Here is a 25,490-nt window from a genome sequence, read left to right as displayed (position 1 = left end):
GTACCCTCCCAAACCCTCCCTATAGGGAGGGCCCCAAAGGGCAACGCCCTCTGGACTCCCTTTCTATGTGCGGACTTTTGTGTTCTCGGGGCGCTTTTCGTCCCTACGGGACACGCTTAGTTTGGGTGGGATGGCAGGAGCGCGGACTTTTGTGTTCTCGGGGCGCTTTCGTCCCTGTGGGACACGCTGGACTGCGGTGCATCGGTTGGGGGCGGACATTGGTTGGGATTAGGACGCATCGTCCCTGTGGGACACGCTTGGTGCAGATTTAAAACAACTTAGTGCCAGGTACTTGTTAGTTTTTGTAAATATGCCTTTAAGGCATCCTGAAGGTCTTCGCGCTGAAGTGCGATTTCGATGGTTGCTTCGAGATATCCGAGTTTATCTCCGACGTCATAACGTCTGCCTTGGACCGGGCAGATGACCATAGGGCTCTGGCTGTTCAGTATGCGCAGCGCATCGGTCAGTTGGATCTCACCGTTTCTGCCAGGCTCACAATTTTCCAGTATGCTGAAAATCTCCGGTTGAATGATATATCTGCCGATGACTGCCAGATTCGATGGTGCATGACCGCGGTCCGGTTTTTCGACCAAATCCTCGATATACCGGTAATAAGGGTGGACCACAGAGGAAGGCGAAACGATCCCATATTTGTCCACATCCTCCCACGGTACCTCCGATACGGCAATGATGGATGTCTCCGTATGCTCATACAGCTCGATCATTTGCTGCAAGAACGGTGGCTCTGCCTGAATAATATCGTCGCCAAGTAGTACGGCAAACGGTTCATTGCCTATAAATTTACGTGCGCACAATACGGCATGCCCGAGACCAAGTGGCTGCTTTTGGCGAATATAATGAACATCCGCAAGGTTCGACACATCCTGTACGAGCTTTAACAGCTCAAGATTCCCTTTTTCCTCCAGCATCATTTCCAACTCAACGGATTTGTCAAAATGATCCTCAATCGCTCTTTTATTACGACCGGTAACTATCATAATATCTTCAATGCCGGAGGCAATCGCTTCTTCAACAATATATTGAATCGCCGGTTTATCGACGATTGGTAGCATTTCTTTGGGCTGAGCTTTGGTAGCAGGTAAAAAACGGGTTCCTAGACCTGCGGCTGGTATGATTGCTTTACGTATTTTCATCATAATCCTCCTGATCCTCTACCTTGCTCCTCTATTTACAGCTTTCGTTTAGCTTCAAAGAGCTGTTGGACAACAGAAATCGCGATTTTTTTTGAGCCTATAGGCGAATGAAACACAACCCCGCCCCGCTCACCATGAAAATCCGATCCCGCCGTCACAATCAGCTGATACTGCTTGGCGATAGACAAATAATGCTGCTCCTGCTCGACTGTATGATCCGCATGGTATACCTCGATGCCCGCTAAACCGCTTTCGACAAGCTCACCGATTAATTGATCCTGCCCATACAAACCGGGATGAGCAAGCACAGGGACACCACCCGCATCCAGGATCCAATCAATTGCTGTTGCCGGCTCAATCCGCGGCGGATTAACATAGGCGGCACCATCTTTTCCGAGAAATCGATCAAATGCTTCAGCAATAGAGCCAACATGTCCCTTACGCAGCATTGCATCGGCGATATGCGGCCTACCAAGTGTTTCATCGACTTTTTTCGATGCTTGCAGAGACGCACGCACTTCTTCCATCGTGAGTGGAACACCGAGTTCATTCAGCTTCTCAAGCATCATCTCGTTCCTTTTGTCCCGAACACTCCTCAGATTCGCCAACCGCTCCAAAAACAGCTCATTTTCGTAATCCATCCAATACCCCAGAACATGGATATCTTCACCACCAGCTATTGTGCTGATCTCCACGCCAGGGACAACCTGAATTCCATATTGCTCACCCGCAGCTATCGCTTCCTGAAGCCCGGCTACCGTATCATGATCGGTTATCGCAATAGCCCCTAGTCCTGCCGCTACAGCAAGCCGTACATTTTCAGCTGCTGGCTGCATCCCATCCGACGCCAAAGTGTGACTGTGCAAATCCGCGTATACCATGTGAACCCTCTTTTCCTGATTGGATTGTTATATGCTTTTGGATAATCCGGAATATCCCATTCTCTGCTATTCGGTCAACCTGTCCCTAAAGCCACTGACTTAAATCCCGTTCGCGCAAAAAGGTCAAAAAGGTAACCGCCGATATTGGCAAAATGGTTGAATTCAGATAAATCGCATGAAAGTTGCGTGTAAAGCAAACGCCTTCGATTTTCTTTACGACTAATACACCCAGCGCCGCTTCATGCTTGAGAGAGGATTGGGACAATATGGAGATACCAAGATCAGCTTCTACAGCCGATTTAACAGCGCCGGTACTGCCAAGCTCCATAACGATCTTCATATCGCCCGGGTCACAGCCTGCACGTGCAAGCTCTTCCTCCATAACTGTTCTCGTCCCCGAGCCCTGCTCTCTTAATATAAATGGATACTTCAGCATCTCTTCTAGCGTAACGACTGGCATGTCAGCTAAAGGATGGTCTTTTGGAACAATAAGCATCAATTCATCATTCATCACAGCTTCCACATGTACATCGGGGTGATGCACCTCTGCTTCCACAATACCAAAGTTCAATTGGTGGTTCAGCACTTCATCTAGTATTTGTCTCGTATTGATGACCTTCATGCTAATCGATATGTTCGGGTATTCCTTTCCAAAAGGCCCGAGCAGGCGAGGCAATATATATTCCCCTACAGTCATACTCGCTCCTAAGTGAAGCCTTCCTTCCAGCATATGCGTAAATTTGGACATACTGATGTCCGTTTCTTTTATTAAGTCAATACTCCGCTTGGCAAATGGCATTAAGGTTCTGCCCGCTTCCGAGAGTTCAATCTTTTTCGTGGAACGGTGAAACAGCTTCGTACCAAAATAATCCTCTAACGATTGCACCTGCATCGTAACAGCAGGCTGGGTCATGTGAAGGGCTTGTGCCGCATAAGAAAAACTGCCTTTCTCCGCGACTGTATAAAATATATGAAGCTGATGAAAATTAAGTGCCATGATCTGCGTACCTCCAACATGCTTTGGTAGACCTATTATAGCAAATAAAAAAAGAGCATGCTGCATCCGCGCAGAATACTCTTTTGTAATTATCCATTATCGGCGTTTTCGGCTGTTTTTGATCAATGTCATTCGACGTGAATGACGCAGCCATGAGTAATACGATTTCAAATCTCTAAGCTCAATCGTTTCAGACATCCGTCCGAGAAAAGTTACAATGACCATCCGATGCAGCTTGGTACCAGTCTCACTAACGTTCTCCATCTCTGTGAATTCAGCGATTAACACCAAATCGTCATCCACAAGATAAGCATCTTCGCCATTCTTGTAATAGGACTTGATCTGACCCGCTTTTAAGCGGTTCCATAAAAAAGCACAAATATCTTCAAAACCCGTTTTCTCATGCTCAACTCGGTCATTCCAACGGATTTGGGCATGATTCGTGATAACGATATCCGTGATGCTTTTGTTACCTAATGAAACAAAAAACGGTTCACAACCATTTGATCGTTCTATCGTTCTATCTCTCATAAATCACAACCCCCCACCCATGAAATTAGTTCTTTAAACCTATGTACACTAAAGCGTTTCCACTTATTTTACATTACTGGAGAACGATTGACAAATTAATTATTCTTTAGTTAAATCTTGTAAACTTGATACTTCACAGCAAAAAAAAGCCCCTGGCATCAGAAGCTTTTCCTCCAAAAATGTATATAATAAACTGATATACCTCATTATATAAACAAATTACATACCACTTATAGAGGTTGTTCAAAAAGTCATCTTTTGATCACGAAGTCATACACGTTGCTGACTCGGCATCGAATCTTGCATTCAGGCTCGAAGTGCGGTGCTCATTTAGGTTTGCCTAAACTCCGCTCCTCCTTCTTCACCTTCTTGCAACCTTCTCGGTGCTGAAAAGTCGACTTTTTGAACACGCACTCACAGGGTATAAAAGCTTGATTTATCAGCCCCGTTGTTACTATACTCGGTTTGAATTTCATTTCGATAGGACCGTTCAACTTTTTTGACAAAAGCCAGCTTTTGCAGCTGCTTCATTGTTTCCTCCAGCTTGCTCGCATGGACATACATGGCTGCATAATGTAACCTTTTGGAAATAAAATGCACACTTCCATAACGCTCCAAATGCTTATTCGCTGCTTTGAGATCTGTCACCCAAACAATAAGACCGCTTCGATCGGTTAACATCAGCATTACCTACTTTCTATAGAGTCAAATGAAAGGATGATTGACTGTGGACAACGGAGAATTGAATATTCACATCGTACGCGGTGCGCTAACGGAAAGTCGGCACATCGTTCATCTCGCTGTCATGGATATCAACCGCAAGCTGATCGTCTCCGCGGGAGATTCCTCTTTGTATACTTTTGCACGTTCAACTGCCAAGCTGCTTCAGGCTATTCCACTGCTGGAAGCGGGTGGAGCAGAGCGCTTACATCTTGATGATAAACAAATCACCTTATTATGCGCCTCCCACAATGGCGAGGATGAACATGCCAGCTTGGTTGATCATACCCTGCATCAGCTGGATCTTGATGAAACCGCATTGTGCTGCGGGGTTCATGAACCGTTTCATAAACCTACAGCAGAACGTTTAAAGCAGGCCAACCAGCCACCCACTCCACTGCGCAATAATTGCTCAGGAAAGCATACAGGCATGCTGGCGTTAGCTCAAATAATGGGTGTATCCAATCAATCCTATATAGAGATCAATCACCCTGTCCAGCAGCGTATGCTACATGTTATCGCTGATATGGGCAGAATGATGCCAGAGCAGATAACTCTGGGCACAGACGGCTGTGGCGTCCCTGTATTTGCAATGCCTCTGGAAGCATTGGCATTTGCCTATGCGCAGCTGGGAAACCCTGTAAATCTGAGTGCCTCCCGTAGTGAAGCTTGCAACCGTATCATCAGGGCTATATCCAGAGAGCCTTATTATATCGCAGGGAGTGATCGATTCGATACTCGACTGATTGAGGTCACTAATGGACGTATCATTGGAAAAATGGGCGCTGAGGGCTTGTTCGCCCTCACCATACCCGAGAAGAGCTGGGGAATTGCACTCAAGATTGAAGATGGTGCCATACGAGCACTTTATCCAGCTGTCATGGAAACGTTAATTCAACTAAATCTGCTGCAGGAGCAGGAAATCGTAGCCTTGCATTCTTTTCATCGTCCAGCTATTAAGAACTGTCACGATCAAATCGTAGGCAGTATCCAACCGAACGCCCTGCTACAATGGCATTGATTGAAACTCTCAAACGGAAGAAACGCGGATCATCTCTGGTTCCTAAAATACTATGAATTAGCTGCAGCCGCCGCTGCAGCTTCCTCCTGTAGAGCAGCTGCCTGTTGAACAACTACCACCGCTTGCAAGCGGATCATTACTCGGTACTTTGATCGTATCCGAAACGCTGTGCGCTATCGTTTGCGATATGGAATACAATAAATTGTCAAGTCTCTCCTCAGCTAGCTTAAACCTTCTAACGGATTCCAGACTATCTAACTGATTTTGAATTTCCTGTACCTGCCCCAATGCAGCATGGTAATCAGGATGAAAATGCCCAAACCTTTGGCACTCCTCAAACAACTCTTTCTTCTTGTCAAACTGACGTACCAATCCGCTTACCTGTGTATCCTGATCAATCTGCTGCTTCCAATATAGAAACTCCGCTGTCTCAGCGGAACTTTTTATCATGTCCCCCAAATCATACGCCTGCATGAGAATAGCAGACATGTCCAAGGTTTGCGCTTCTGTTACTGCCATCATCGCACCTGCCTTTTCGAATGTTTATGATTGTTGTACTCCCTACTATCATAACACACAAAAGGCCCTTATGCAGATCAATATTTCTCGTATACTCCTGGTACTATGATCCGCATTTCTTCACAATCACTGAAAAACAAGTTAATTTCATTTCCATGAGGCACCTCAAAGCCCGTTATCTTCCAGCTCGCATCAATTTCCTGCAGCGTTCTTGGAATGATTACTCGATCTATCCCATTACCGCGGATCTGAAGCGATGTTTTCCATTCCATAGCCTTCAGCGTGATCTCCCTGCGGGTACTGGTATGGTATGTTCGATATTCCTTCATCCAAGCCGTCGGAACCGCACGAAGCTCTGGATACAACTCTGCTAATGAGGGCATCTGAAGCTCCATTTCCAATTGGATATAAGAATGGCGTGAATCCAGAAACCCTGTTCTATGGGTTAACTGTGGGTATGATTCCAGCTCAGGTGTGGTCAACTCCGATATGTCCATTATTATCGTTGTTTCCTTATCGACATCAAACACATCTTCCTTAAATCCTAGCTCTCCCGCCCACTGGTCTATTGTAAATTGTACATGTTCTGGAATACCATCAGCGGAATATCGTTCAAGAAACGCAAGTATGTGCTCGACTCGACGCCCTGTTTGGATACCACGCTGCAAGCTCTTCTTGGTTATATGATAAAGGGACATGGAGTCCGTATATCGATGATCAGCCATGGCTGTTAGCTCCCAGCGTACGGCAAACCCGACATTGGGCGGAACCAGCACTTCAAAGTCCGGCTGAATATACAAATAGGGTTCCGACTCATCCTTGCTTACGACCGGAGCCAGAGGATGTTGACTCCAACGATAACAATGTGCCTGTTCCTGCCTGCTGACGCCCTTTTCCAGCCAGCCGAACGCCAGCAATGGATTAAGCCACCCTGCTTCTAATTGCTCCACAAGCATTTCATCATGGAGAACTGAGTTTAACGGAATAACTTCACAATCCTTTAGCCATCTTAAAATATCATCTCCACTTATCCAATCCTCATTCGGAAGACGCTCCAACCAAAGAACGGCATGCTGCAGCCACGACTCTGCGGGGAACATCAGTTCCTTCCACAACAGGTACAGTCGTTTATTTTGCTCTGCCTCACTAGTGCGCAGCCAGCGTCTGATCTCCTCAGCCTGAAGCACAAGCTCCTCAGCCTGCTGGCGGACAATTTGCAGCCTGATCATGAAATCCAATATAACCGCAATTGATTCACTATACACATTCATATAAGCATACTTAATTCCGCATGCTTTGAATGTATCATCATTGAGTGGGAGCAGTTCTTTCCATTTGTGCAGGGTTCTTTTGGACAATGTGCCGCTTTTGGTCAGCCTCATTTCATTCTGGTTCATATATACCATAGATTGAAATATATTGTGGACAAGCCCCGTTCCACCTTGATCTGTCAGCTCGATATCTTTATCTTTCATTTGTTCTTTTCTCACGGGTGCATGATGTTCATCACCATTCTCAAATAACCTTTCTTGATCTGGATTCCACAGGATCTGCTGCCACATTGCCAGCCCATCATGAGCCATAACATACAGCTGCTCTCCCCACGACTTACGCAATGCGTATAAAAATCCCTTTTCAACAAGCAGCAGCAGCCCAACCCGAGCTTCAGCTCCAGACATTAAAGAATGCGTAATCCGCTCAAGCTTGGGCCAATCAAAGGGCTCACAGCCTACATGGGTGACGAGGAGCTGCAGCAAACGGCATTCCCTTTCGGACAATTGCCCGTAGATCGACTTCATGATTTCGATATCGCTCCAAATCGTCACAAGTGGGTATCCCTGCTGAATCCATGGCGCATAAATGCGTTCGGTCTCCAGCTTTTTTATAAAACCCGGCTCCATTCGACCCAGAAAATAGGCATGGTTCATAATCGAACGACCTCGGACTGCACGGATTGCCAGGACTGAATCCGGTAACGATACCCCTGCTCGACCAAAAACAATTGACGGTTCAGCGCGTAATCCTGCTCTTTGGTGTTATCTGAAACAATCGAGTAAAAAAAAGCCTCATTCCTATTTGCTTTGGGACGTAAAATCCGACCAAGCCGCTGCGCCTCCTCCTGCCGCGAGCCGAAACTGCCCGAAATTTGGATCGCAACCGCTGCATCCGGCAAATCGACAGCAAAGTTAGCCACCTTCGATACAATAAGCACCCTAATCTTACCATTTCGAAACTTTTCAAACAGCTCCTCACGCCTTTCCTGAGAAATCTCACCGTAAATCAAAGGAACCTGCAGAACATCAGATATTTGCTTGAGCTGTTCGATATATTGCCCGATAATAAGAACCTGTTCGGTCGAATGCCTCTTTAATAGTTCTTGAATAACACCATATTTGGCACTGTTCATGCTGGCTAATCTCATTTGCTGCCTCGGTCCTGAGACTTCATACCGCTCCCTCTCGGCCTCAGTTAGCTCTACACGGATTTCCGAACAGTTAACCGATGCAATCCATCCCTTACCCTCCAGTTCCTTCCAAGGCATGTCGTATCGCTTGGGACCTACGAGTGAGAACACATCCTCTTCTCTGCCGTCTTCTCGAATGAGAGTAGCTGTCAACCCAAGCCTTCTTGTCGCTTGAATGTTTGCAGTAACACGAAAAACCGGAGCGGGCAATAGATGTACTTCATCATAGACAATCAATCCCCAGTCACGTTTATTAAATAGATCCATATGCACAAACAAATCATCCTTAGACTTCCGGTAGGTCAAAATTTGATAGGTGGCAATCGTAATCGGTCGAACCTGCTTGATCAAACCGCTGTATTCCCCAACCATATCCTCCGTCACGTTCGTTTTATCTAGAATTTCCCGCTTCCATTGCTTGACTGATGTACTATTCGTCGTAAGAATCAAGGTCGCACAGTTCAGTTTACCCATTGCTGCTATACCTATAAGTGTTTTTCCCGCCCCGCAAGGCAGCACCAGCACACCGCTCCCTCCAAGGGTACTTCCCTCCTGATAAAAGGAATCGACCGCAACCTGCTGATAATCCCGCAGTTCAAAAGACTGACCCTGCTCAGTGGAGTGCTTTAAATTAATAGGCAATTCTTCGCCACGAGAATAACCAGCCAAGTCCTGTACAGGGTAACCCAGCTTGATTAATTCCTGCTTCAGAACGCCTCGAAATGTGGAAGAGAATCGCAGGGTACGCGAATCAATCTGACACAGACCATAGGAGCGAAGTGATCTATACGACACCATTTCTTTAATAGCATCCACATCATCAGAAACCAACAGCAGGTCCTCGCCCAAACTTTCTATTCGCACTAACCCGTAACGTTCAACGAATCTCCGTATATCCTGCTTAACATGTACAGATACACCGAATTTTGCGTGCTGCTCCAGAAATTCAACGATTTCCGCTGTCGTCATTCCCGCCGCTGCCGCATTCCATAGAGATAGCGCAGACATCCGGTAGGTGTGAATCACTCCTGGGGTCTTCACCAAATCGGCAAAGCGGGTCAATACAATTCGGACCTGCTCCGAATCTGGATGACGCGCTTCAAGTAGCACCGTAAAATCGTTTTGCACAACTAGCGGCTTTTTCGAATCTATCTTCATGTGTTCCCTCCTAAGGGCTTTCCACAGGAAAGCCTGCTTCGTAAGCATCTACCGAGCTTTCCACAGGAAAGTTTATACTGCTTTTACGTCCATCTGGCTTTTGTTTACAAAGCCTATCTCCTCTAGTATGAAAATAAAGGGAATAAAATAAACATCTTTTCTCTTTACAAGCAATTTCTTCAGGCTCTACAATGAGGAACGGAGCAGAATTAGATAAATACGAGCTGCAATAGGGGGACTCATGAGACAACGATCCATCATACTGGCTTTATTACTTTGTTTTTTTATCCTCATCACAGGATGCCAGCAGCAAGAGCAAGCGGCCTCCTCCAAGCAAAATCGTCAGCAAGTTAAAATCGAACGTGTGGTTGATGGCGATACACTGGAGATTCAGCTGAACGGCAAAAAAGAAAAGGTAAGACTGATAGGCATCGATACACCCGAGACAAAGAAACCGAATACACCCGTCATGTTTTATGGTGAAGAAGCCTCGAACTATACAAAGAAACGTCTTGATAAAAAAACAGTAGAATTGGAATGGGATGTTGACCGCAAGGATCAATACGAGCGACTGCTCGCTTATGTGTGGGTTGGGGACGAGTTGTTCAATCGTACTTTGGTAAGCGAAGGATACGCACGAATAGCGACCTTCCCACCTAACGTGAAATATGTGGACTTGTTCAAGAAGGCTCAGGAGGAGGCACGACAAAAGCAAAAAGGTTTATGGAAAAATTACGATGCCGCATTTGAAAAAAGGTGACCAGGAGGGAGCAATCCCACCAGTCACCTTTTGTTATTGGGCGTATAGAATGTAGATTAATGTGTACCTTTAACGTCCAATTGCAGCTCCTTGGTTTCCTTAACCAAAGTAGAGTTTTTAATACGTTCCTGCAGCTTTTCATAATACAGGTCTTCATTGATTGGCAGATCTACCCAATTGTCAGTCCATGACGACAAGTGCATTGCGTTGGATAGCGTCAAGCCTTTAATACCCTCTTCGCCAGGAGCCAACAGCTTGGTTCCTTTGAGGATATGGTCAACAAAGTTTTGTGTAATACCCTTATGCTGTGGCCCTGGAGCTCCGATTACAGGAACTTCACATTTCCAGCATTCAGGAGAACCGAAGCCACCTTTAAACTCACGGTTAAAGTCAGGCTCGGATTGACGCAGGCGCCAGAAGGTCAGCTTGTCATCTTCGATCACGATTTTACCATTGTCGCCGCTAACTTCGTAACGGTTTGTTCCAGGTGCTTCGCCAGTCGTTGTCACGAACAGCCCTGTAGCACCATTTTCATATTCTACGTACGCCGTTACATCATCTTCAACCTCAATGTTACGGTATTTACCAAAGCCGCAAAACGCTCTTACACGCTTCGGCATCATATCTACAGTCCACTGCCACAAGTCCAGCTGATGCGGATCCTGATTGATCAGAACGCCGCCGCCTTCTCCAGCCCAGGTTGCACGCCAGCCGCCTGAATCATAATAGCTCTGGGAGCGGTACCAATTGGTAATAATCCAGTTCGTACGGCGAACTTGACCAAGTTCACCAGAAGTAATCAAATCTCTCAGCTTTTGATACAGCGGATTGGTACGTTGATTGAACATAATACCAAATGCCTTATCGGATTTAGCCGCAGCCTCATTCATTTCACGAACTTGCTTCGTGTATACGCCAGCTGGTTTTTCGACCAGAACGTGGTAGCCATGAGCAAGTGTTTGAATAGCAGATGTCGGATGGTCATAGTGCGGAGTTGCTACTATTACAGCATCGAATGCTTTGGATGCGAAAAATGCCTCCGCGTTATCGAACAATTGAATATTTGCATTGCCATGATGGGCTCTAACCCATTCGAGTCGGGTTGGGTCTGTATCCACAATGGCGGTCAACTCGGCGCCATTTACTTGGCCTTTGGTCAAGTAATCGATATGGCTTTTTCCCATGTTGCCTACACCGATAATACCGATGCGTACTTTATCCATTCGTATTTCCCTGCCTCTCATTTAAATTAAAAAGAATAATTGTAAGCATTTTCTTGCACTCGTTTATTATACCTTGCACACGTTAACATTACAACAAAAAAAACGTTCCCCCTTCACAATCAGGGAGAACATTAATCTTCACCAAATGTTGAATAATAGCAGAGTTAAGTTAAATCTTCACTTTTTCTTTTTCGGAAATCTGGTTTAAAGCTTCGCCAGCTTCATCAGCGAATTTGTCTCTTACAGCAAGGTCACCTATCGATACGATTCCGACCAGCTTTCCGTTGTCCACGACAGGTAACCGGCGGATTTGCTGATTGGCCATCAGCTTGGCAGCCTCGTCGATGGTTGTTTGAGGAGTTGCACTTGTAATTTGCGTGCTGCTCATCACATTTTCAACTGCTGCTGAGCCTTCTTTTTTCTCGGCCAAGCCACGAATGACAATATCCCGGTCGGTGATTACACCAATTAATTTAGTTCCTTCAACGACGGGGATGAATCCAGTATCCTCCTGCTTCATCTTCACCGCAACCTCATACACGTTATCCTTTAGCGTGACCGTAGCAAATTGCTTTGTCATGATGTCTTTTATTAGAGATGCACCCATGCGAATTACCTCCCGGAGTATAGTCTGACGCCAGCTGGTTTTTTGCCAACAAAAAAACAACCTGCTCCCGCCGCAGACATAGATTTCCCCGAACGGTCCATTCCCATTCGATTAACCTCTAACCATTCTGACAATCCATAACCATTGCAATAAATAAGCGAGCTGCGTCTCGCATCGAGCTTTCATCAATATCAAATTTAGGGTGATGATGCGGATAAATGATTCCTTGTTCCGGATTACCCGCACCCACAAACATAAAGCAGCCCTTACGCTCATGTAAGTAATAAGCAAAATCTTCTCCAGCCATAATGAGTGGTGAAGGTTTCACGGGAACAACCTTTTCTCCAGCCCGCAGAAATCGGTTCGCCTCACCCTCATCGTTGACAACAGGCGGATAACCCATTTTATAATCAAAGCTATATTCCGCCCCATACATCTCACAGGTTTGTCGAACAATTCTCTCCAGCCTGTCTTTCACTTCCAGACGAAGCTCAGGATCATAAGTCCTGACGGTCCCATTCAAAGCGGCGGACTCAGCAATCACGTTAAAGCTGCTTCCACTATGAAAAGAGCCTACAGAAACAACACAGGGCTCCGTTGGGCTCACGCTTCGACTCACTATGGTTTGCAAATTAACGACAACCTGGGCAGCGATGACGATACTGTCGATCGTTTGATGCGGAAGCCCTCCGTGCCCCCCCTTGCCCTTTACTACGATTTCAAACTCATCTGCCGCGGCCATCATTGGACCCGGTTTGGAATAAGCACTGCCTACAGGAAATGGTGTCCACAGATGAATGCCATACACATAGTCAACCCCATCCAGCGCGCCTTCCTTGATCATATTTATCGCACCGCCGGGACTTTGTTCTTCTGCAGGCTGAAATATGAAAACAACATCACCCTTAAGAACCTCTGGATGCTCAGACATAACCTTGGCCACACCTAATAAAGTAGAAGTGTGCGCATCATGTCCACAGGCATGCATAATGCCTTTATTTTTTGATGCGTATTCACAGGTTTTTTCATCCTGAATAGGCAGTGCATCCATATCAGCACGCAGGGCCACTGTAGGACCATTGCCATTTCCCTTTAAACGGGCAACAACACCATGCCCACCGACATGGGTACGAACCTCCAGTCCCCACTGCCCCAAATGCTGTGCCACAAAGGCCGCTGTCTTCCGTTCATGATAGGACAATTCCGGATGCTGATGTAAATAACGCCGCCAGCTGATCATCTGGGGAACGAGAAGATCTATCGCTTGCAATAAAGATTCCATCATCTGATACCTCCGGTTTGTTAGGATGTTCCTATTTTAACAAAAAAGCCAACAGCTTTCATCTATGTGTCACAAGAACTTCAAATTTTATTGTCATGAAACCTTCACAAGTAGCAATAGGCTTGCACAAGTTTGGGAAACATACTATCATGAATAAAGGATTATAGAGATCGTTTTTCTGCGAAAAACTTTTAGGAGGACTTTACAATGATTATTGAAAAAAACGGTTTATTAGGACTTAAAAGCGATTTGGCTCATTTAGATGATGTTTCATCCAAATTAGGTTTTGTTCGTTGGCAGTGGGAATATACGCGTGCTACTTATGACTTGAAGCTGGTCGACAAAACAGATCAAAGCGAATATTTTTTGCGAATCAATACACGTACAGAATCCGGCAAGCTCGAATCCCCATATGCTATTCTTTACATAGAGCATATTTATATTGGAAGAGCTACATTCCCACACGGTCTGGATTATCAATCACCTGTACCCGATAGCATTATGAAAATTGCCACACAAAAGCTTACACAGCTAAAAACCGAATTGTCCTTATAATGGGCAGAGCCTCATGACTTCCCAGCGAAGAGGAACACCGGATTTTCTGCTGCTTTTTTTAGCCTTTTCCTTAGTATGCTTCGGATTAGCCATGGTTTTTAGTGCCAGCATGGCCTACTCGCGTTATGATTCCGTTACGGCTACTATGCTCAATGATCCGTCGTATTTGGCGATCCGCCAGGCAGCCGCGATTGCATTGGGCACGGTAGCCATGTTTTTTTGTATGAATATTAATTATAATGTTTTGAAAAAATGGATTGGTCCAGCTTTTATCATAGTCGTTATTATGCTGGTGCTGGTTCCTATTTTCGGAAACAAAGTAAACGGCGCCAGAAGCTGGTTTGTAATTGCCGGCTTCGGGATACAGCCGGCCGAATTTGCCAAGCTGGCGGTCATTCTTTATTTGGCTGCATTAATCAGCAAAAAAGAGGATAAATTTCGAAGCTTTAAAAAGGGTCTGCTTCCCGCGTTGACAATTGTCGGCTTTATATCAGCCTTAATCCTTCTCCAGCCCGACCGCGGCTCGACAATGATTCTTGTTCTCTGTGCCACCATCGTGATTATAGCCGGAGGAGCCAATTTAAAGCATATCTTTTTGTTAGGTGCTGCAGGTGCGTTTGTGATGGCGATCGGTGTTGCGATATATGTTATTAAAACCAAATTGAGCGGTCAAAGCTATCTTTTGGATCGGTTCACCTCTTTTATGGACCCCTTTGCAGATCCGCTTGATACTGGCTACCAGCTGGTACAATCTTTGTATGCTTTTGGCCACGGCGGCATTTCCGGTGCAGGCTTTGGACAAGGCATTCAGAAGCTGCATTATCTTCCTGAAGCCCATAATGACTTTATATTTTCTATAATCGGTGAAGAGCTTGGTTTTATTGGGAGCTCCCTGTTTATTCTTATTTATTTGGCCTTTCTATGGAGGGGCCTGCTCATAGCCATTCGTTGCAATGAACTATTTGGAACCTTAGCAGGGGTTGGAATTATCGGCATGATCGCCATACAAGCACTTATCAATCTGGGTGGGGTTACGGGGAGCATTCCCCTGACAGGCGTTACTTTGCCTTTAATCAGCTATGGAGGCTCATCCATGCTGGTTACGCTCATCAGCCTCGGCATTCTTCTTAGTATATCCCGGGAATATAATAAGCCGGAAAAGGAAACAAAAAAGAGAGCCTAGATTCGTGCAAAGGCTCTCTTTTTGTGCGGCTTCTATGCCAGTCCAGTGATCGATTTGATTACTTCACCCGAAGTGCTTCTTCCACCTGTACTTCTTCCTCGCGGAAAGCAACCCCTTCAACCTTCACATTAACTTCGACAACGGATAATCCTGTCATGTTTTCAACGGCATCACGAACGTTCTGCTGCAGCTCGCTGCATACTTCCTGGATCTTGGAGCCATAATTCACTATGACACGTAAATCGATGGCAGCCTCTAGTTGACCTACTTCGACCGAGACACCTCTTTGCACATTTTTACCACTCAGTCTTTTAGCTAACCCTTCAGAAATGCCTCCCGACATCGCAGCGATCCCGGAAGTTTCCAACGCAGCTAAGCCTGCGATTGTTGAAACAACATCATCTGAAATGCGGATAATACCTGTTTGTATTTCTTCGGACATATGGATCACTCCTTAGTGGGTTATATTCATATTGTAATGACTTCCTATAGGGAAAGCAACTTTATTCGGACAAACTTCGGCTTATTTTGCACTGTGCATACACGTTACTGCATGTTTACGGAATCCCTTAAAATGGGTATAGTAGAATAGGTTTTATTGTTTACAGGTATACTTTAGGTAAAGGGGGATAAGCATGAAACGTCATTTTTTTACCATTGGGCTGATTTCCAGTTTTTTGCTAAGCGCAGTGGCCCATTATTCCGGGATATTCCCTTCTGCCGTGCAGCTAGCATTTTCTTGTATCGCTATCATCTTTGTTGCGGGATTTCTCGGTAAAGCTACAGAAAGCGTGGCCCACTATGCTGGAGAACGGGTTGGAGGGTTCTTGAATGCGACTTTTGGTAACGCAGCTGAACTGATTATTGCCTTTTTTCTGGTCAAGGAAGGTAAATTCGAGATTGTCAAAGCAAGCATTACCGGTTCTATTATCGGCAATCTGCTGCTGGTTCTCGGTCTCAGCCTGTTGATCGGAGGGTTGAAGTACAAGGAACAGAACTTCAATATCAAGCTGGCGAGTCATAATGGTTCCTTAATGCTGCTTGCTGTAATTGCCTTGTTTGTTCCAGCTGCTTTTGCCAGCTCACTGACAACCATTAAAATGTCCACCCTCAGCATAACGGTCGCAGTCGTGTTGATAGCTGCTTACTTGCTTTGGTTGTATTTTTCGATGGTTACCCACAAGAATGAGCTTGCGGATGAAGCTGTAGAGCATGGAGAGCCAGCCTGGTCCAAAGGACTATCGATTTTCTTTCTGGTTCTGGCAACGGCAATGGTTGCTGTACAGAGCGAGTGGCTTGTCGGAACTCTGGAAGTATTCACGCATCAATTTGGATTATCAGAACTATTTGTCGGTGCCTTCGTTATTGCGATTATCGGTAACGCCGCTGAGCATAGTGCAGCTATCATGCTCGCTCGCAAGAACAAAATTGGTGCCGCTGTAGAAATTGCTGTAGGCAGCTCCTTGCAAATAGCTCTGTTTGTTGCTCCTGTGCTTGTGCTCATTTCTCTGTTTTTTGGTAAAACCATGGATATCGTGTTCACCACATTCGAGCTCGTTGCCATTGGCGTTGCGGCGATTATCGCTAAATCCATTTCCCAGGACGGGTCGACCAACTGGTATGAGGGCGTGCTCTTGCTAGTCGTTTATTGTATACTGGGTATCGCGTTTTTCCTCGTATAACATTACATACCATCTGCCAGTCTGCTGTATGGCAGCTCATTTCAAAAAAAAAGAGCAACCTTCTGTATAGGAAGGTTACTCTTTTTTGCTTAATGCCTCATATAGTTCAGCCAAATTTCTCTCGAGCTTGATCAAAATTTGCTTCCCCGTTATTTCTGAAACCAGTTCAGCACGAATGGCAAAGTCAATTTCTCTTGACAAGCCGTACATCTGTGTATCTAACACCTCTTCATACAAAGGGCATTTGCGCGTGGTCAAATTCTCCATCTGTACTTCGATGAGCTTTTCGATTTTATCAGCATCCTCTTGAAGAAGAAGAAATGCTTTCTGTGATAGGCTGAGTAACAAATCGGATGATGACATCGAGCTTCCCCCCTGAACGAACTTCATAGCTTAATATTAGTCGAAAATGTCCCAATACACAAGAGAGTCGTCCATCATCTTCTCTGATAATCGTCCAAAATGGAGCATTTAAAAGAAAAAAGCAGCTCCATCCTAGGATGGAAGTGCTTTTGACCATTATTCTTGGATACTGTTAATTTGCAAGTTATGCTTAGCGAACACTTCTGCCATAGCTTTCTTAGCATCTTCCGCGTCAGGACCGTGCACATGCAGATCATAATCACTGCTAGTCAACAAAGTCGTGAACAATCCCAGAATACTTTTAACATCGATGTACTTGTTCTCATACTGTAAAACAATGGATGATCTGAATTTGTTGGCAGTTTGGGAAATTTCAACGATTGCTGCGTTATTGGCACTTGACATTTTGAATCCCTCCATATGTATCAGCGACATCAAAACAACTAAAAATAAATCGCTTTCTTTCTTTGATTTTACCTTGGATAACCGCAAATCGCAACTACTATTTCAAATGCTCAGGATTCAGCCCTTCCAGCTCCTGGATCACAAAACGGCCATTACTTCGGATCAGCACATCGTCAAAATATATTTCACCGCCGCCATATTCAGGGCGCTGTATCAATACAAGATCCCAATGTACGGATGAGCGGTTTCCATTGTCAGCCTGCTCGTAAGCCTGCCCAGGAGTAAAATGAAGGCTCCCATCAATCTTTTCATCAAACAGAGTGTCCTTCATCGGAGTTAATATATGAGGGTTGAAGCCCAGACTGAATTCTCCGATATAACGCGCCCCTTCATCCGTGTCCAGCACCTGATTCAAGCGCTCGGTATTATTACTTGTGGCCTCCACGATCTTGCCATTTTCAAAACGGAAAACAATTTGTTCAAAGGTAACTCCTGATTTTACACTTGGAGTATTGTAGGAGATCGTTCCGTTGACTGAATCGCGAATAGGCGCCGTATAAACTTCACCATCTGGAATGTTCCGTCTGCCACAGCATTTGACTGAACCAATGCCTTTAATCGAAAATTCAATGTCTGTACCCGGCGATACAATCCGCACACGGTCCGTCCGGTTCATAAGCGCCTGCAGCGGGTCCATCGCCTTCGACATCTGTGCGTAATCCAGATTGCATACATCAAAATAAAAATTTTCGAATTTGGCTGTACTCATTCCGGCGAGCTGCGCCATCGAAGCATTGGGATATCTCAGGACAACCCAACGTGTCTTCTTGACCCGCTGCTCCAAATGTATCGGTTTGCGATAATAAAGGTCATACAGCTTCATCTGCTCCTCAGGTACATCCGACATCTCACTTACATTAGAGCCCGCACGAATGGCCACATAACAGCTCATATCCTGCATACGCTTCAAGTCCAACTCTGCCCAATGCTCAATCTGCTCTCGGGTTATCGAACGCAGCATCGCGCTTTGCACAACAGGATCGATCAGTTCAACATAAGGAAGCCCGCCGCGGGCGTATACCTCTTCTACCAGACAACTAACGATTTCCCTTTCCGAACCGATCATTTCTATCAATACCTTCTCCCCTGGCTGAACATCCAGAGAATATGTAACGAGGTTTCGCGCCAACAATTCCAAACGCGGATCACGCATACCTAATCATCTCCTTTTTAATTATGAACCTAATAATTCTTATGTTCGTTCATCACTGCCCAGCCACTTTTTCTTGCAGATATGGCCTACAAGAAGCAGGATCACAAAGATGCCCAGCATAATCAACAGACGTTTTTTATTATGTTGAAAATGCAGCAAATCATGCCCAATAAAAGATTCCAGTAAAATCATGGGCAGCTTGCCCACAATTGTACCGAGAACAAAATCCATAGTTTTCACACGCATTACAGCAGCACCCAGATTAATGCCGAACGACGGAATAACCGGAATGATCCGGCTGATCGTGATGTATATAAAACCGTGATGCTCGATCTGTTTATTGAATTTTTGAATATAAACATGATTGGCGATTTTCTTTTCGACCCAAGTACGTCCATAATTGCGAGCCAGCCAAAATTCAGTTATGGCTCCAAGAACAGCCATCACATAGTTCACGACAAAACCAAACCATAAACCAAATACAAGAACATTCACTCCTGCAACCACGACAAAAGGCATAAAAGGAACAACGGGTTGAACAAAAGCAAGCAGCGCCCCCAGAAAATGTCCCCAGAGTCCCCACGCCTCCAACAGGTCGGATAAATGCTGGACATTCCACTTTCCCAATGCAATCCCTCCTGTTAGCATAGTGTAACATTTTATTGAATTAAAATAAATCGATGCGCCACTTGACATAGAGGGGTATCGTCTTATAAAATAGGAAGTCGAGAACGTACTTGCCTAAATTGTATTTAGGTTAGTCGTTTATGGTGGAAGCCATGTGTTCACCCTCACCGATTTTGTTGCTAGCAGGACAGCGGCTGTGACTCCTGACAGATGCCGAGCGATACTTTTCGCTTATGGCTTCAAACAAAATTGGGCACATGCTTCACCCGAAAAAAACCTACAAACAAAAATTAAATCCATTAATGGAACGAAGGAGCTCGTATACATGTCACGCTACACAGGCCCAAAATTTAAATTAAGCCGTCGTCTGGGTATTTCCCTAAGCGGTTCCGGTAAAGAATTGAAACGTCCTTTCCCTCCAGGTCAACATGGCCCAGGACAACGAAAAAAATTGAGCGGTTATGGTATTCAGCTTCAAGAGAAGCAAAAGCTTCGCCACATGTATGGTATGAACGAGAAGCAGTTCCGCAACTTGTTCGACAAAGCAAGCAAACAACAAGGTATCTCAGGTGAAAACTTCATGATCTTGTTGGAAAGCCGTTTGGACAACCTTGTTTACCGTCTCGGCTTTGCTCACTCCCGTGCAGGAGCTCGCCAATTGGTCGCTCATGGTCACATTACTGTTAACGGTAAAAAAGTAGACATCGCTTCTTACACACTAAGCATTGGTGATGTAGTAAGCCTTCGTGAAAGAAGCCGTAACATTGCTTCCGTTAAAGAAGCTTTGGCTAACCGTAACTACTTGCCCGCTTATGTTGAATATAACGAAGCTGCTCAAGAAGGTAAATTTACTCGTTTACCAGATCGTTCCGAGCTTCCACAAGAAATTGACGAAAAGCAAATCGTCGAGTTCTACAGCCGTTAATTCCTTCTTTCAATCAGATACAAAAAACTGGATGCCCTTCGCATCCAGTTTTTTTGTTCATCTTCTACCTGCTCGACTATCTTCTAAATTAAGGATTAGCCTGAATTTGTATGACTTGTATTAGCCCAGCTTAATTTTGGCAAATTTACGCTTGCCCACCTGAATGATATCGTCTTCCTGCAAAGTAAGGCTGATGTTCAAGTCCTCGATTTTTTGCTCATTAATCTTGACTCCGCCCTGCTGTATGCTGCGACGAGCTTCACTGTTTGAAGCAGAGAGTCCCAGTGTTACCAACAGCTTTATAATACCGATTTGACCATCCTCCAGAGCATCTGCAGCTACTACAAATTCCTCGATATCCTCGGGCAGCGCGCGCTGTTGAAATACGGTAACAAAGTGCTGCTGTGCCATGCTTGCTGCTTGCTCTCCGTGATACATGCTTACAAACGTGCGCGCCAGCTGCATCTTGGCATCACGGGGATGAACCTTGCCGTCAAGCAGACCTTCTTGCAGCAGCTTCAGATCCTCATTACTCATGCTTGTTGCCAGCTCATAATATTTGGGCATCAGCTCGTCGGGAATAGACATGGCTTTTCCGTATATTTGATTAGGCTCCTCATCGATTCCGATGTAATTACCAAGGCTTTTGCTCATTTTATTAACACCATCCAACCCCTCCAAGAGAGGAGTCATAATGGTTACCTGAGCGGTAACACCATATTCTTTTTGCAGCGTACGTCCCATCAGCAAGTTGAATTTCTGATCTGTTCCTCCCAGCTCTACGTCACTTTTCAACGCAACTGAATCGTACCCCTGCATCAGCGGGTAGAAAAATTCATGAACATGGATGGCTTGCCCCGTTGCATAACGCTTGGAAAAATCGTCCCGTTCCATCATACGTGCCACGGTAACTTTGGCTGACAGCTGGACAACATCTACAAAGCTCATCGGCCCAAGCCACTCAGAGTTGTAGTAAAGCTGGGTTTTGTCAGCATCGAGAATTTTGTAGATTTGCTTCTGGTATGTCTCAGCGTTACGTTTGACGTCCTCTTCGGTCAACTGCTTGCGTGTTTCCGATTTACCTGTCGGGTCACCGATACGCCCTGTGAAATCCCCGATGATCAACTGCACTTGATGTCCCAGCTGCTGAAACTGGCGGAGCTTATGCAAAACTACCGTGTGACCGATGTGAATATCGGGAGCAGATGGATCTAAGCCCAGCTTTACTTTCAACGGTTTGCCTGTGACCACAGATCCGATAATCTTTTGTTTAAGCTCATCCTCCGGTACAATTTCAACTACACCGCGACGAATCCACGACAGCTGCCTTTCCACTTCCTGCTGCTGCTCTGCTGTTAGCTCTTCCCATTTTGCCATAATCTGCTGCCTCCTCAATAATATGCATGCATACAAAAAAGCCCTCTCATCCACAAGGGACGAGAAGGCTATTGCTCGCGGTACCACCCTAATTAAAGCCGGCACTAAAGCCTGCAACAAATGCAGCTTTGCCTAAGCTTTCACTCGACAACGATAACGGGTCTAACCCGACAGAAAGCTACTGACATTGAGAATGTCTCGACAAAATCTGAGCATCATCCCATGCGTTCCCTTTCCCTGCTCCGGACGGTAATTCGAATAAGATCAAGTATCGGTTCGCACCACCCACCGACTCTCTGCCAAGCTGTGTACCCTATTCTACTGCTGTATGAGCTCTGTAAGGAAGCCCATACTAAAGTCCATCAATGCATTTTTCCATATATGGTTACATGATTTATATCATAACCTCATTGCGTTGTCAAACGTAATACTGAAGTAATTGTCGAACACTAGTGTCCATCGTGAGTTCCTTTGTGGTATAATAAACCACGTATGTCGTTCCAAAATCGGGAGGAATTGTTATCGGTATGGAGATGGAAACGGAGAAAAAGAAATCTACAGCTTGGCATGTAATATGGAGTATCGTCAAATATACGCTCATCACCTTCAAGTGGATACTGATCATTTGCGTAATAGCCGGATTTTTGGGAGGCGGTGTGGCCTTTGGTTATGTCTCCGCACTCGTCAAGGATGAACCTATCCGAAGTAAGGAATCCATGACCGCACAGGTTCAGGAAAACGCACTCTCGGGCTTTGTTTATTTCAATGATGGCTCCATTATCGGGCAGCTCCGTGGAGAAGAAGACAGGCTTATGGCCAAGCTCGAAGACATTCCTCCACAAGTTATTGATGCCGTCTTTGCCATTGAAGACAAAAATTTTTACGAGCACAATGGTATAGATTTTAAAGGAACAGCAAGAGCCATTTATCAAAAGCTGATGAAGCAAGATATTCAAACAGGAGGCAGTACGATAACCCAGCAGCTCGCACGGCGTGTGTTTTTGACACTGGATCGCGAGGATAGCCGGAAAGCCAAGGAAATCTTTTTGGCGATGCGGATGGAAAGACTGATGTCGAAAGATGAAATCCTGCTCGCTTATTTGAACAAAATCCCTTATGGAAATGGTTCGTCCGGTTACAATGCCTACGGGATCAAAGCGGCAGCCAAAGGGATATTCAATATCACTGATTTAAAGGAGCTCAACATCGCCCAAGCTGCCTATTTAGCGGGTGTCCCTCAGCTTCCAAGCAATTATTCTGCATTTTCAAGCAAGGGACAATTCGACGGAGCTGCGTTCAAACGTGCCACTACCAGACAACAGCTCGTACTGCGGCGTATGCTGGAAGAAAACAAGATCAATCAGCAGCAATACCAAGAGGCACTGGATTTTGACCTGCAGGGTTCATTGGCAGAACCGGTTAAAAAGGCTTACTCCACCTATCCTTATCTGATGATCGAAATGGAAAAGGCTGCTGCCAAAGCTATCCTGTCTGTTCAGGATCCGAAGCTGAGCGCACAGCCGAATTCTGATGCTTACAACGAAGCTTTGAGAAATACCCAATCCCAATTAGGGCGGGCAGGCTACAAAATTTACACGACGCTCGACAAGGATATTTATGAGTCCATGCGCGATATTGCCGAAAATCCTGACAATTTCACTCCAGATGACCCTGTTAAGGGCGTAGAACAAATCGGGGCTGTTATGATGGATTCGAAGAGCGGGGCTATTCTTGGCATGATGGAAGGCCGTGACTTCTTTACGGAGCAAATGAATCATGCTACTCAAGCTTACCGTCAACCAGGTTCGGCAATGAAACCAATTGCTGCTTTCATTCCGGCTATGGAAAAAGGCGCCATACAGCCTGGTTCGATTATTGACGATGTTCCTATTCTCTTGAAAGACCGAGGCAGCTATCATATACCGGAGAATTGGGATAACCAGTTCCATGGTTTAATCACAGCACGTAGAGCCTTCAATCAATCCTACAATATACCGGCCATCAAAATATTTTTGGATATTGTCGGCATTGAGAACGCGTGGGATTTAGCCAAAAAAATGGGGATTACATCCATTGCCAAAGAAGATTACTCCGCACAAACAGGAGTTATTGGCGGGATGCGTAATGGAGTTTCGGTCAAAGAATTAACGAACGCCTACAACACGATTTCCAATAAGGGCGTCCATAATGAAGCGTTCATGATTCAACAAATCACCGACTCCACAGGAAAAGTTATTTATGAGCATGAAACCAAACCGACTCCTCTATTCTCCGAGCAGACTGCCTATCTGATGACAGATATGATGAGAACGGTGGTTACGGCTGGTACAGCAACAGATTTGATGAGCAAATTTAAACAATATGGAAAAATCGCTATTGTTGGTAAAACGGGCTCAACACAGGATGATGCCGATGCCTGGTTCATGGGCTACACGCCAGATATTACATTAGGTGTCTGGGCCGGCTACGATTCTCCTGTTCACAAACTAAGCAGTCGCACAGGAGGCACCTCGCGTGCCAAGAACATCTGGGCGTTAGTTATGAATGAAGCTATTAATAAAAAGCCTGAATACTTTCCAACCAAGACATTCAAGCGGCCAGAAAATATTGTTGAAATGACGGTTTCCGGATATTCAGGAAAGCTTCCAAGTGCAGCATCGTCCAAATCCGGGAAGCTGGTAACTGATTTATTCAACAGGAAGTATATTCCCACTGTTGAGGATAACGTATTTATAAATCTATCGATTATTCCATTTAACGGAATTAACTACGTCGCTCAGGAATCCACCCCTGCCGAATTCGTGACCGAAAAAACAGTAATCAAACGCGAAAAATCGGTTAGTGGGATTCTCAAGCAAATTCAGGAAATTATGCAAAAGGTCTCACCTGATCGTCGTCGTTCCATCGATCATTACCGTCCCATTGATTACGAGGATGATGCTCCAACAGAGAATGATCCGCGGGTTGATGACGGCAAGCCACCTGTTTCACCTATCACCGTTGTGGCAACTCGTGCGGGCGATACAAGCGTTATTACATTTCAAGCTAGCAGCAGTCCGGATACCGTTGGTTATCGTTTATACCGTTCTCTCAATCGCGGTCCTTTCGAGCGTCTTGGCGGCAAAATTACATTTGCAGGCGAAGAAACCAAATTCACAGATCAGGCTGCAGGAAATGGTGTATTCGGATATTATGTAACTGCAGTGGATGTTGGAGGTCAAGAATCGGCTCCAAGCAAAGCCTCCTTTACAGATGGTTCTATTGTGGATCCTTTGTCACTCATCCCTGACGTATCTGGAGCTATTCTACCGCCTCCATTGACGGGTAGTCCTACAGGAGCTACTTCAACAGGCGGAAACACAGCAACAGGCTCAGGTACGGCTCCACCAGGCACAGGAAATGGCAGTAATAATGGTGCAGGTAAACCAGGAACAGGCACCGATGGAACAGTCAATCCAGGAACAGGTACTAACAACAACGGTACCAATAATGGTTCAACTCCAGGTACTGCCAATCAGGGAGACTCTTTATTTTCTCCAGGACCGCCGCTAGCAGTCCCTGAAACGCCTTCAGGCATGTCCATCAAAGCGGTTGAAGCTGGCCTAGTCATAAGCTGGAAAGCCAATGCAGCCAAAGACAAGGTTAAGCAGTACACCATTTTTTACAGCGACAAAGAAACAGGTGCTTACAGCAAACTTGGCACGATAAGCAGCGGTACGGAATTCCGATATTATGCAGCAGTTTATGATGGCTTTTATAAGATAGCGGCTGCGAACGATTTAGGTGAATCGAAGCAGTCGGCTGCAGTCAGATTTAAAAAGTAAATAAACAAAATACCCTTTC

At 45.4% G+C, this 25,490-nt stretch carries 24 protein-coding genes; 7 read left to right on the top strand and 17 right to left on the bottom strand.

Features of this window, described 5'->3' with window-relative positions:
* Positions 1-278: 278 nt before the first annotated feature.
* From galU to NST47_RS16045, 5 genes are all read right to left on the bottom strand, one after another.
* On the bottom strand, positions 279-1,154 hold the full coding sequence (galU, locus tag NST47_RS16065) for a UTP--glucose-1-phosphate uridylyltransferase GalU (protein WP_341156028.1): 876 nt from the start codon (positions 1,152-1,154) through the stop codon (positions 279-281).
* Between the two features lie 35 nt (positions 1,155-1,189).
* Positions 1,190-2,035, bottom strand: a complete 846-nt coding sequence (locus NST47_RS16060; RefSeq protein WP_341156027.1) for a PHP domain-containing protein — start codon at positions 2,033-2,035, stop codon at positions 1,190-1,192.
* 85 nt (positions 2,036-2,120) lie between these two features.
* Positions 2,121-3,032 carry a selenium metabolism-associated LysR family transcriptional regulator gene (locus NST47_RS16055; protein ID WP_341156026.1) on the bottom strand — a complete coding sequence of 304 codons (912 nt, stop codon included), beginning with the start codon at positions 3,030-3,032 and terminating at the stop codon, positions 2,121-2,123.
* A 96-nt stretch (positions 3,033-3,128) separates the two neighbouring features.
* The gene (locus tag NST47_RS16050) at positions 3,129-3,563 is read right to left on the bottom strand and encodes a hypothetical protein (RefSeq protein WP_341156025.1); all 435 of its coding nucleotides are present in this window, start codon (positions 3,561-3,563) and stop codon (positions 3,129-3,131) included.
* A 414-nt stretch (positions 3,564-3,977) separates the two neighbouring features.
* Positions 3,978-4,244, bottom strand: coding sequence for a YlbG family protein (locus NST47_RS16045; protein ID WP_076233005.1), 267 nt, complete (start codon positions 4,242-4,244; stop codon positions 3,978-3,980).
* Positions 4,245-4,290: 46 nt separating this feature from the next.
* On the opposite strand from NST47_RS16045, the gene NST47_RS16040 reads away from it, so the two are divergent.
* Positions 4,291-5,304 carry an asparaginase gene (locus NST47_RS16040; protein WP_341156024.1) on the top strand — a complete coding sequence of 338 codons (1,014 nt, stop codon included), beginning with the start codon at positions 4,291-4,293 and terminating at the stop codon, positions 5,302-5,304.
* 57 nt (positions 5,305-5,361) lie between these two features.
* On the opposite strand, the gene NST47_RS16035 is transcribed toward NST47_RS16040, so the two are convergent.
* The 3 genes from NST47_RS16035 to NST47_RS16025 all read right to left on the bottom strand — a co-directional run bounded on the left by NST47_RS16035 (position 5,362) and on the right by NST47_RS16025 (position 9,445).
* Positions 5,362-5,823 (bottom strand): YlbF family regulator, encoded by a 462-nt coding sequence (locus NST47_RS16035; RefSeq protein ID WP_341156023.1) that lies wholly within the window; start codon positions 5,821-5,823, stop codon positions 5,362-5,364.
* A gap of 77 nt (positions 5,824-5,900) precedes the next feature.
* Entirely contained in the window at positions 5,901-7,751 is a 1,851-nt protein-coding gene (locus NST47_RS16030; protein WP_341156022.1) for a helicase-associated domain-containing protein, read from the bottom strand.
* Positions 7,748-9,445, bottom strand: a complete 1,698-nt coding sequence (locus NST47_RS16025) for a DNA repair helicase XPB (RefSeq protein WP_341156021.1) — start codon at positions 9,443-9,445, stop codon at positions 7,748-7,750. Before NST47_RS16025 ends, NST47_RS16030 begins: the two co-directional genes overlap by 4 nt.
* Before the next feature lie 241 nt (positions 9,446-9,686).
* On the opposite strand from NST47_RS16025, the gene NST47_RS16020 reads away from it, so the two are divergent.
* The gene (locus tag NST47_RS16020) at positions 9,687-10,205 is read left to right on the top strand and encodes a thermonuclease family protein (RefSeq protein WP_341156020.1); all 519 of its coding nucleotides are present in this window, start codon (positions 9,687-9,689) and stop codon (positions 10,203-10,205) included.
* A gap of 56 nt (positions 10,206-10,261) precedes the next feature.
* Here the strand turns inward: NST47_RS16020 and NST47_RS16015 are convergent, their stop codons facing one another.
* From NST47_RS16015 to NST47_RS16005, 3 genes are all read right to left on the bottom strand, one after another.
* Positions 10,262-11,428 carry a Gfo/Idh/MocA family protein gene (locus NST47_RS16015; RefSeq protein WP_341156019.1) on the bottom strand — a complete coding sequence of 389 codons (1,167 nt, stop codon included), beginning with the start codon at positions 11,426-11,428 and terminating at the stop codon, positions 10,262-10,264.
* Between the two features lie 169 nt (positions 11,429-11,597).
* Entirely contained in the window at positions 11,598-12,035 is a 438-nt protein-coding gene (locus tag NST47_RS16010; RefSeq protein WP_341156018.1) for a CBS domain-containing protein, read from the bottom strand.
* Positions 12,036-12,153: 118 nt separating this feature from the next.
* The gene (locus tag NST47_RS16005; RefSeq protein ID WP_341156017.1) at positions 12,154-13,317 is read right to left on the bottom strand and encodes an amidohydrolase; all 1,164 of its coding nucleotides are present in this window, start codon (positions 13,315-13,317) and stop codon (positions 12,154-12,156) included.
* A gap of 207 nt (positions 13,318-13,524) precedes the next feature.
* Here NST47_RS16005 and NST47_RS16000 point away from each other — a divergent pair, with 207 nt between their 5' ends.
* Both NST47_RS16000 and ftsW read left to right on the top strand, forming a co-directional pair.
* The gene (locus NST47_RS16000; RefSeq protein WP_076236003.1) at positions 13,525-13,872 is read left to right on the top strand and encodes a YugN family protein; all 348 of its coding nucleotides are present in this window, start codon (positions 13,525-13,527) and stop codon (positions 13,870-13,872) included.
* A 13-nt stretch (positions 13,873-13,885) separates the two neighbouring features.
* On the top strand, positions 13,886-15,055 hold the full coding sequence (gene ftsW / locus NST47_RS15995) for a putative lipid II flippase FtsW (RefSeq protein ID WP_341156016.1): 1,170 nt from the start codon (positions 13,886-13,888) through the stop codon (positions 15,053-15,055).
* A gap of 58 nt (positions 15,056-15,113) precedes the next feature.
* Here ftsW and NST47_RS15990 read toward each other — a convergent pair whose 3' ends face one another.
* Positions 15,114-15,497, bottom strand: a complete 384-nt coding sequence (locus NST47_RS15990) for an Asp23/Gls24 family envelope stress response protein (RefSeq protein ID WP_341156015.1) — start codon at positions 15,495-15,497, stop codon at positions 15,114-15,116.
* Positions 15,498-15,690: 193 nt separating this feature from the next.
* Between NST47_RS15990 and cax the strand changes: the two genes are divergently transcribed.
* Positions 15,691-16,737, top strand: a complete 1,047-nt coding sequence (gene cax, locus NST47_RS15985; RefSeq protein WP_076236000.1) for a calcium/proton exchanger — start codon at positions 15,691-15,693, stop codon at positions 16,735-16,737.
* A 75-nt stretch (positions 16,738-16,812) separates the two neighbouring features.
* Here cax and NST47_RS15980 read toward each other — a convergent pair whose 3' ends face one another.
* From NST47_RS15980 to NST47_RS15965, 4 genes are all read right to left on the bottom strand, one after another.
* Positions 16,813-17,100 (bottom strand): DUF1507 family protein, encoded by a 288-nt coding sequence (locus tag NST47_RS15980; RefSeq protein WP_341156014.1) that lies wholly within the window; start codon positions 17,098-17,100, stop codon positions 16,813-16,815.
* A gap of 156 nt (positions 17,101-17,256) precedes the next feature.
* On the bottom strand, positions 17,257-17,505 hold the full coding sequence (locus tag NST47_RS15975) for an HPr family phosphocarrier protein (protein WP_076235998.1): 249 nt from the start codon (positions 17,503-17,505) through the stop codon (positions 17,257-17,259).
* 97 nt (positions 17,506-17,602) lie between these two features.
* Complete coding sequence (locus NST47_RS15970) at positions 17,603-18,718, bottom strand: aminopeptidase (RefSeq protein ID WP_341156013.1); 1,116 nt, start codon at positions 18,716-18,718, stop codon at positions 17,603-17,605.
* A 39-nt stretch (positions 18,719-18,757) separates the two neighbouring features.
* Positions 18,758-19,345 carry a TVP38/TMEM64 family protein gene (locus tag NST47_RS15965; RefSeq protein ID WP_341156012.1) on the bottom strand — a complete coding sequence of 196 codons (588 nt, stop codon included), beginning with the start codon at positions 19,343-19,345 and terminating at the stop codon, positions 18,758-18,760.
* A gap of 325 nt (positions 19,346-19,670) precedes the next feature.
* Between NST47_RS15965 and rpsD the strand changes: the two genes are divergently transcribed.
* Complete coding sequence (rpsD, locus tag NST47_RS15960) at positions 19,671-20,270, top strand: 30S ribosomal protein S4 (RefSeq protein WP_076236022.1); 600 nt, start codon at positions 19,671-19,673, stop codon at positions 20,268-20,270.
* 120 nt (positions 20,271-20,390) lie between these two features.
* Here rpsD and tyrS read toward each other — a convergent pair whose 3' ends face one another.
* Positions 20,391-21,647, bottom strand: a complete 1,257-nt coding sequence (gene tyrS, locus NST47_RS15955) for a tyrosine--tRNA ligase (protein ID WP_341156011.1) — start codon at positions 21,645-21,647, stop codon at positions 20,391-20,393.
* 527 nt (positions 21,648-22,174) lie between these two features.
* On the opposite strand from tyrS, the gene NST47_RS15950 reads away from it, so the two are divergent.
* Positions 22,175-25,471: a transglycosylase domain-containing protein gene (locus NST47_RS15950; RefSeq protein WP_341156010.1), complete on the top strand. Its 3,297-nt coding sequence runs from the start codon at positions 22,175-22,177 to the stop codon at positions 25,469-25,471.
* Positions 25,472-25,490 lie beyond the last annotated feature (19 nt).

The organism is Paenibacillus sp. FSL H8-0034, assembly GCF_038000305.1.
GTDB lineage: Bacteria > Bacillota > Bacilli > Paenibacillales > NBRC-103111 > Paenibacillus_S.
The sequence above is the reverse complement of the archived record's forward strand: the minus strand, read 5'-3'. Positions and strand labels throughout refer to the sequence as shown.

What these genes read in the sequence shown, in the direction of transcription:
- NST47_RS16055 (WP_341156026.1), bottom strand. Translation starts at nt 3,032, where the DNA reads ATGGCACTTAATTTTCATCAGCTTCATATATTTTATACAGTCGCGGAG.
- NST47_RS15970 (WP_341156013.1), bottom strand. Translation starts at nt 18,718, where the DNA reads ATGCGTGATCCGCGTTTGGAATTGTTGGCGCGAAACCTCGTTACATAT.
- rpsD (WP_076236022.1), top strand. Translation starts at nt 19,671, where the DNA reads ATGTCACGCTACACAGGCCCAAAATTTAAATTAAGCCGTCGTCTGGGT.
- NST47_RS15975 (WP_076235998.1), bottom strand. Translation starts at nt 17,505, where the DNA reads ATGTCAAGTGCCAATAACGCAGCAATCGTTGAAATTTCCCAAACTGCC.
- NST47_RS16010 (WP_341156018.1), bottom strand. Translation starts at nt 12,035, where the DNA reads ATGGGTGCATCTCTAATAAAAGACATCATGACAAAGCAATTTGCTACG.
- NST47_RS16020 (WP_341156020.1), top strand. Translation starts at nt 9,687, where the DNA reads ATGAGACAACGATCCATCATACTGGCTTTATTACTTTGTTTTTTTATC.
- NST47_RS16025 (WP_341156021.1), bottom strand. Translation starts at nt 9,445, where the DNA reads ATGAAGATAGATTCGAAAAAGCCGCTAGTTGTGCAAAACGATTTTACG.
- tyrS (WP_341156011.1), bottom strand. Translation starts at nt 21,647, where the DNA reads ATGGCAAAATGGGAAGAGCTAACAGCAGAGCAGCAGCAGGAAGTGGAA.
- ftsW (WP_341156016.1), top strand. Translation starts at nt 13,886, where the DNA reads ATGACTTCCCAGCGAAGAGGAACACCGGATTTTCTGCTGCTTTTTTTA.
- galU (WP_341156028.1), bottom strand. Translation starts at nt 1,154, where the DNA reads ATGAAAATACGTAAAGCAATCATACCAGCCGCAGGTCTAGGAACCCGT.
- NST47_RS16015 (WP_341156019.1), bottom strand. Translation starts at nt 11,428, where the DNA reads ATGGATAAAGTACGCATCGGTATTATCGGTGTAGGCAACATGGGAAAA.
- NST47_RS16030 (WP_341156022.1), bottom strand. Translation starts at nt 7,751, where the DNA reads ATGAACCATGCCTATTTTCTGGGTCGAATGGAGCCGGGTTTTATAAAA.
- NST47_RS16035 (WP_341156023.1), bottom strand. Translation starts at nt 5,823, where the DNA reads ATGGCAGTAACAGAAGCGCAAACCTTGGACATGTCTGCTATTCTCATG.
- NST47_RS16045 (WP_076233005.1), bottom strand. Translation starts at nt 4,244, where the DNA reads ATGTTAACCGATCGAAGCGGTCTTATTGTTTGGGTGACAGATCTCAAA.
- NST47_RS15990 (WP_341156015.1), bottom strand. Translation starts at nt 15,497, where the DNA reads ATGTCCGAAGAAATACAAACAGGTATTATCCGCATTTCAGATGATGTT.
- NST47_RS16005 (WP_341156017.1), bottom strand. Translation starts at nt 13,317, where the DNA reads ATGGAATCTTTATTGCAAGCGATAGATCTTCTCGTTCCCCAGATGATC.
- NST47_RS15980 (WP_341156014.1), bottom strand. Translation starts at nt 17,100, where the DNA reads ATGTCATCATCCGATTTGTTACTCAGCCTATCACAGAAAGCATTTCTT.
- NST47_RS16060 (WP_341156027.1), bottom strand. Translation starts at nt 2,035, where the DNA reads ATGGTATACGCGGATTTGCACAGTCACACTTTGGCGTCGGATGGGATG.
- cax (WP_076236000.1), top strand. Translation starts at nt 15,691, where the DNA reads ATGAAACGTCATTTTTTTACCATTGGGCTGATTTCCAGTTTTTTGCTA.
- NST47_RS16050 (WP_341156025.1), bottom strand. Translation starts at nt 3,563, where the DNA reads ATGAGAGATAGAACGATAGAACGATCAAATGGTTGTGAACCGTTTTTT.
- NST47_RS15950 (WP_341156010.1), top strand. Translation starts at nt 22,175, where the DNA reads ATGGAGATGGAAACGGAGAAAAAGAAATCTACAGCTTGGCATGTAATA.
- NST47_RS16000 (WP_076236003.1), top strand. Translation starts at nt 13,525, where the DNA reads ATGATTATTGAAAAAAACGGTTTATTAGGACTTAAAAGCGATTTGGCT.